Origin of the sequence: Methanolobus psychrotolerans (genome assembly GCF_002243045.1) — an archaeon.
GTDB classification, from domain to species: Archaea; Halobacteriota; Methanosarcinia; order Methanosarcinales; family Methanosarcinaceae; genus Methanolobus; species Methanolobus psychrotolerans.
This window is the reverse complement of record NZ_MBKP01000032.1, coordinates 24080-30276: the sequence shown is the minus strand read 5'-3', so window position 1 is coordinate 30276 and position 6197 is coordinate 24080. Positions and strand designations below refer to the sequence as shown.

Here is a 6197-nt window from a genome sequence, read left to right as displayed (position 1 = left end):
ATTCATTTTCATCTGCTTCATTGGACTGATGATCAGAATGAGGTTACTGAAAATGATGAAGGAAACTGGTATTATCGAAGACCATACAGTAGAAAGTTTACTTTTAGAGCTTGAAAAGATAAGGAAAATCGAAATGCAGAATGGGGAAGTGATCGTTACAGAACTCACAAGGAAGCAAAAGGAGATATTGGGGAAAATGGAATTATGCGCTTAAAAAAGCGGAAGTCAGGTTGTATAGATATAGTGAAAAATACGATCTCAGTGTAATCTTTGGAATAAAAGAATACAATCCGATTAAATTTTCATTGGTAACATGCTTCAAAGAACCATCCAGTAAAAAAGTGAGAGAAGATGAGCGAACGCAGGATCAAGCGTGAAGCAGCATCAGATTATGATGTTCAAAATGACAGCTTTTTCGCATATTCAAAAGATGTGAAATACAAATCATCTATAGACATAGATGGAATCATTTTGGATATAGGAGAAGATAACTCTATAATGGGTATTGAGATCCTTGATGCTTCCAAGAAGTTCGGGATATCAAAATATGATGTTCAGCACTACAAGAAGCTGAATGTACAGATGGATATTTCACCTAAGGTTATAGATCTGAAAATGACCATGCGTGTTGGAAAAAGAAATGCGGAAGTCTTACGTGAAGCTGCTGCGTCTGCACTCAATATTATGAATTTGCCTGTTGGATCGGATTCACTGGCTGTTGGAATGTAAATTAGTGAAGTCGTAAAATGGCTAACCAAATATTCTTCCACTATCCTATACAATATAGACTTTTTACTCACTGGAAAATTAAAACATTATACTTAATCAATTAACCAACTATGATTAAGAAGTGTATACAAGTTGAATTTTGTTAATAGACCATAAAGGAAAGTAGAAATAGTGCTAAAAAGATATCAAGAACTATGGGATGTGTTGGTGAGCTTAAAGAGGCTTTTATCGATTGTTTGCGATGCATAGAAACTCAAAAATTGGTTAAATATGTACGTATTGTAGTTCAGTCTTCAATTATCTTTTTTGTAGCCTTACTAGCGATATCATCTGTAGCTGTAGGACTTATGCCATGGATTCAGATAATGTTAGGGTCCGATAAAATTGCAAGCTCAGGCTTGCTTAGCTCGTCTACCACAATACTATTCATTTCAATAACCGGAATATACGTTATCTTAACATATAGTATTGTCAAAGAAAGTCAGAATGCAACAAATCAAAGTAAAGTTGACAGAAAAATTGCACATGTAGAAAAGAAGCTAGAAAAATTCTACAATCCTCTACGTAGAATTCTGGCATATGAACTAGAGATAGAATTGGTGATAAATGGGGGGTATAAACATCTAACATTTGAGTCAATTAAGGATGTAAGTAGCAATGCAGCACCAAATTTCCGAGTGAAACAAGTTGATAATCCCACACTTCTACTGAACGACTTGATATTTTATGAACATCTTGCGACTGAAAACACACGATCTCATTTTGGAAAGTTGACCAATCATATTCAATTTGAAAATAAACAGTCCAGAATTACCTTGGATGAACTAAAACAAATAATGCAAAATCTAGAGATGAACGTACCAGAAGAAATAGAGCAATTGAAAAGGGAATTATATGAGATGCATAACAGCTAATAATCCAAATTTTCGACAAAGCGTATCAAATGCAAATTATCAAATTGAATACTGATTTCTGGATTTCCATAAACCAATCAATAATCGTTACATTCATGTACCAAAACCATTCTTTAATTCACACATGAAGAAGATAGTCATCATCGATTACGGACTTGGCAACCTCAGGAGTGTTCGCAAGGGACTGGAACACGCGGGCGCCAGCGTACTCATATCAAGTGATCCCGCAGAGATAAAAAGTGCTGACGGGGTGATCCTTCCGGGAGTTGGGGCATTCAGGGACGCAATGAAGAATGTAGAGAAACTAAGAGACACTATCGATGAGTATGTTGCTTCCGGCAAGCCAATGCTTGGTATCTGCCTGGGACAGCAGATGATTATGAGCACATCAGAGGAAGGCGGCCTCACAGAAGGTCTTGACCTTGTAAAGGGTCAGGTACTCAGGTTCCCGCACTCCGACCTTAAAGTTCCTCACATGGGATGGAACTCAATTAAGATCACACAAGAGCACCCTCTTTTTGAAGGTATACATGATGGTTCCTTTGTTTATTTTGTCCACTCATACTATGTGGACACCGGAGAGAAGAACACGCTCGTATCATGCCAGTACGGTACAGGCTTTGCAGCTGCCGTTGTCAATGATGCAGGCAATGTCATAGGAACCCAGTTCCACCCTGAAAAAAGCGGTGATGTGGGCCTTAAAATGCTGAAGAATTTTGTTGCTATGTGCTAAAGAGATGAAAATATGGATATTGAAGGCTACGCAAAACGGGGGCTTAAAAACAACGAGCCTGACATAGAAGACAAACTTACCGCCAGGATACTTGAAGTAAAGAGGACAAGCCCGGAGCATGCACGCAAGCTTGCACAGGCAACCATCACCGAAGCCAGGGCAACTCTCAATCTGAAGGGAGATATACTTGAACCCACCGTATCCGGTGTAACAATGGGAGAATTCGGTGTTGGCTCAAGAGGTCTTGGAGACTTTTACACTCATGAAAAAATAGCAGAGGTCATAGGAAAGACCAGTGCCGTCGTTGACACCACCCACCTTGATGATTCCGGTGTGGTGAAAGGAAACGGAGGAGAATACATCATCCTCACCGTTGATGGGATGCACTCCAGACTCAGCGATTATTCATTCCTTGCAGGATTCCATGTTGCAAGGGCAGCACTGCGTGATATATATGTCATGGGTGCAAGACCCGTGGCAATGCTCTCAGACATCCATGTAGCAGATGATGGTGATGTTGGCAAGGTCTTTGACCACATAGCAGGCATAACCACGGTTTCAGAACTTTCGGGCATACCGCTCATAACAGGCAGCACCCTGAGGATTGGCGGCGACATGGTAATAGGCGAGCGCATGACGGGAGGAGTCGGTGCTGTTGGAGTTTCATCAGACCTTACATCACGTGAGCAGACAAAGGTCGGAGATGTCATACTCATGACCGAAGGAGCCGGTGGCGGAACCATATCCACCACAGCTCTCTATTACGGAATGCATGCCGTTGTGAACGAAACGATAAACATAAAGTTCCTGGAGGCATGCGAAAAACTTCTGGATTCCGGCCTTGTGAAGAACATCCACGCAATGACCGATGTCACAAACGGTGGCATCCGGGGGGATGCAAAGGAGATATCCAGGACTGCTGGCGTCAAACTCGTGTTCGAGGAAAAGCATATGAGGAAACTCGTCAATCCGGTAGTCCTCAGAATGCTTGAATCCCTTGAGATAGACTACATGGGAGTATCCCTTGATGCTTTGCTTATCATTGTACCTGAACAATACGCTGAAGATATAATGAAGACCATCAGAAGCGCAGACGTGGACATCGCGATCATAGGAAAAGTAGTGGAAGGCACCGGAGCTGAAATAATAATTGACGGACAGGTCCGGGACTTCACACCACGCTTCAGGGAATCGGCATACACACCCATCAAGAAGATGATAGGCGACGAAAATCCCCGGAATTTTGAAGAAATGAAAAACGCAATTGATAAGGCCGCGCTCAATTCAATCGAAAAGAAGCGGCGTGTAATAGAAATGGTAAAGAGGAAATAGAAAGGTCTACCTTTCTAACTCCTGCTCATCTTTTAATTTTTTAACTACAAGCACCACGCCGTCTTTTTCAAGTATCTTTACCTTATCACCTTTATCAATTAAGTCTGAAGAGCGTGCTTTCCAGTGTTGTCCCCGGTGGAGAATATAACCCTCCTGACCATTGCCTATGGATTCAATTGCTTGCCCACTGTCACCGACAAGTTCACCAAACAGAGGTCTTTTTCTTCTGACCTCAAATATCTTGTAAATGACAAAAACCAGGAAAAGCCCCAGGATGATAGTCGGTGCTGAAACAGATATTATCAGCGTCCTCTGGAATTCTGCCGGAGTGTAGTTGCGGGGGAAATCCGTAGGAGCTAGCAGCACACTGCCAGCAATTATGCATATAAGACCCGCAATTCCGAAAACACCGAAACCCGGAGCCTGGAATTCCAGCACAAGAAGGATGACACCTACAATTATAAGGAACAATGCACCGATATTCACATCAAAGCCAGTGCCTATGAGCCCAAGAGCAATAGCAACTATGCCGAAAAGCTCTGCTCCAAAACCGGGGTTTGATATCCCCAGTATCACTGCATAGACTCCAAGAAGCAAGAGTAGAGAGGATACTATCGGATTGGAGATGATATTCATGAATGCAAGACGAAGAGACGGTTCGTAATAGGTTATTTCCGCATTTTCGGTGCTAAGAACTCTTCCTTTCACCTCTTGTCCGTCAACCTGGGACATTAGGTCCGTTATAGAAGGAGAAACATACTCTATAATATTATATTCAAGAGCTGTATCTGCGTCAAGGTTCAGGTTCTTTGTAATGAACTCCTCCGCTGCTGTCTGGTTGCGGTCATATTTCTTCGCATTTTCCGTAGCTCTCTTCACAAGAGCATTAATTATTTTTGTGTCCTCAACAGGTTCACTCCCGCTTGGCGTTACGGTAACAGGCTGTGCCGAACCTATAATAGTATAGGGCGCCATTGCAGCGATGTCCGTACTTATAAGGATAAGGGTGCCTGCAGACCAGGCTTTCGTACCTTCTGGGTAGACATATCCAATCACAGGGACATCGGTTGCAGCTATCTGCTCAATGATGTTAAGGGTCTCATCCAGCCCTCCACCAGGAGTGTTGAGCGTTATTACCAGAGCTTCATAATTGTCGTTCTCTGCAAAGGCAATGGCATCGGCTACAATGTCATCTGAGACTGGAGTAATGGAACCTGATATCTCAAGCACCAGTACCTTCTGTTCGGCAGCGAATGCAAGACCTGTTAACAGGGATAAGAGCAATATAAAAAAAAGAAAAGTGCTCAGGTATGACCGGCACTTGTATCTCATGTTTCCTCCATTCACTCTTTCTTAGCAAAGGCTTTGGACATGGCTGCAATTGCCCCAATATCGGTTGAGTTGGCTACGATGACCATGTTCCGTTCTCTTGCAATTTCAGCAAAGGTCTGGAGCTCCCTGAGCTTGATCGCAACAGGCACTTCCTCGTACAGACGTGCAGCGTCTTTCATCTTCGTAGCTGCAATGAACTCACCGTCTGCAAGGATGATACGGGACCGCTTCTCACGCTCTGCCTCTGCTTGCTTTGCAATGGCACGCAACATCGTATCGTCGATACTTACATCCCTGAGAGTAACACTGGTAACCTTGATACCCCAAGGGTCTGTGGAAATGTCCAGCAACTCCTGAATACTCTTGTTGATATCATCTCTTTTTGAAAGTACATCATCAAGATCTATCTGGCCAATAACATCACGCAAGGTCGTCTGTGAAAGCATAGAAGTTGCATATTTAAAGTTTTCAACCTCATTGACAGCTTTTGAAGGGTCAATTACCTGATAATAGACAACAGCATCAACAGCTACTGTTACATTATCCCGGGTTATAACTGCCTGTTTTGGCACATCGATCGTGACCACACGCAGGTCGATCTTCACAACGGTATCAATTATAGGTATGATCAGGAACAGACCAGGACCTTTTATACCGCTTAATCTTCCCAGACGGAAGATAACTACACGTTCATATTCATTTACTATCTTGACTGCTTTGGACAGTATAAAGACTGCTACAATAGCTAAAGGTAAGATAAAATCGATCAAAGCCATGAAACCACTCTCCTGAAGATTTTTAAATACAACATATATAAAGAACTTACATATTAATAATATATCGGTAAGCGGACAGAAGCTATTTGAGATTTACAGGAAGAAAATTACGCAAAGAAAAAGAAACTGGAGATTTAGAGGGCTGGGTCTGAATTCTTGTTTGAGGGGATGTACACGAAAGCATGAAAGCATGTTGTTATTATTGAAATAACACTTCAGACCCAACAAATAGTAGAACTCGTTTATCGTTTATTAATGTGATTGATTTTGATGTTAATAATTTCAAACTCATTTAAAAAATAGCAGTCAATCGATGAATATATAAGTCGGATAGATATATATGAGTTCCCTTTTGGCTCACTGGGCACAAGCAAACACATA

The 6197-nt window shown here is 41.9% G+C and carries 6 protein-coding genes and 1 pseudogene; 5 read left to right on the top strand and 2 right to left on the bottom strand.

Features of this window, described 5'->3' with window-relative positions; genetic code table 11:
* From BB781_RS15750 to BB781_RS10580, 5 genes and pseudogenes are all read left to right on the top strand, one after another.
* Positions 1-214, top strand: a pseudogene (locus BB781_RS15750) (IS1634 family transposase); the annotation flags it as partial.
* Between the two features lie 137 nt (positions 215-351).
* The gene (locus BB781_RS10595; protein WP_094228462.1) at positions 352-729 is read left to right on the top strand and encodes a DUF2283 domain-containing protein; all 378 of its coding nucleotides are present in this window, start codon (positions 352-354) and stop codon (positions 727-729) included.
* 194 nt (positions 730-923) lie between these two features.
* Positions 924-1643, top strand: a complete 720-nt coding sequence (locus tag BB781_RS10590) for a hypothetical protein (protein ID WP_094228461.1) — start codon at positions 924-926, stop codon at positions 1641-1643.
* Positions 1644-1767: 124 nt separating this feature from the next.
* Positions 1768-2376, top strand: a complete 609-nt coding sequence (hisH, locus tag BB781_RS10585) for an imidazole glycerol phosphate synthase subunit HisH (protein WP_094228460.1) — start codon at positions 1768-1770, stop codon at positions 2374-2376.
* A 12-nt stretch (positions 2377-2388) separates the two neighbouring features.
* Entirely contained in the window at positions 2389-3708 is a 1320-nt protein-coding gene (locus BB781_RS10580) for an AIR synthase-related protein (RefSeq protein WP_094228459.1), read from the top strand.
* Between the two features lie 6 nt (positions 3709-3714).
* Here BB781_RS10580 and BB781_RS10575 read toward each other — a convergent pair whose 3' ends face one another.
* Complete coding sequence (locus BB781_RS10575) at positions 3715-5040, bottom strand: NfeD family protein (protein WP_094228458.1); 1326 nt, start codon at positions 5038-5040, stop codon at positions 3715-3717.
* An 11-nt stretch (positions 5041-5051) separates the two neighbouring features.
* Positions 5052-5816 carry a slipin family protein gene (locus tag BB781_RS10570; RefSeq protein ID WP_207205277.1) on the bottom strand — a complete coding sequence of 255 codons (765 nt, stop codon included), beginning with the start codon at positions 5814-5816 and terminating at the stop codon, positions 5052-5054.
* Positions 5817-6197: the final 381 nt, after the last annotated feature.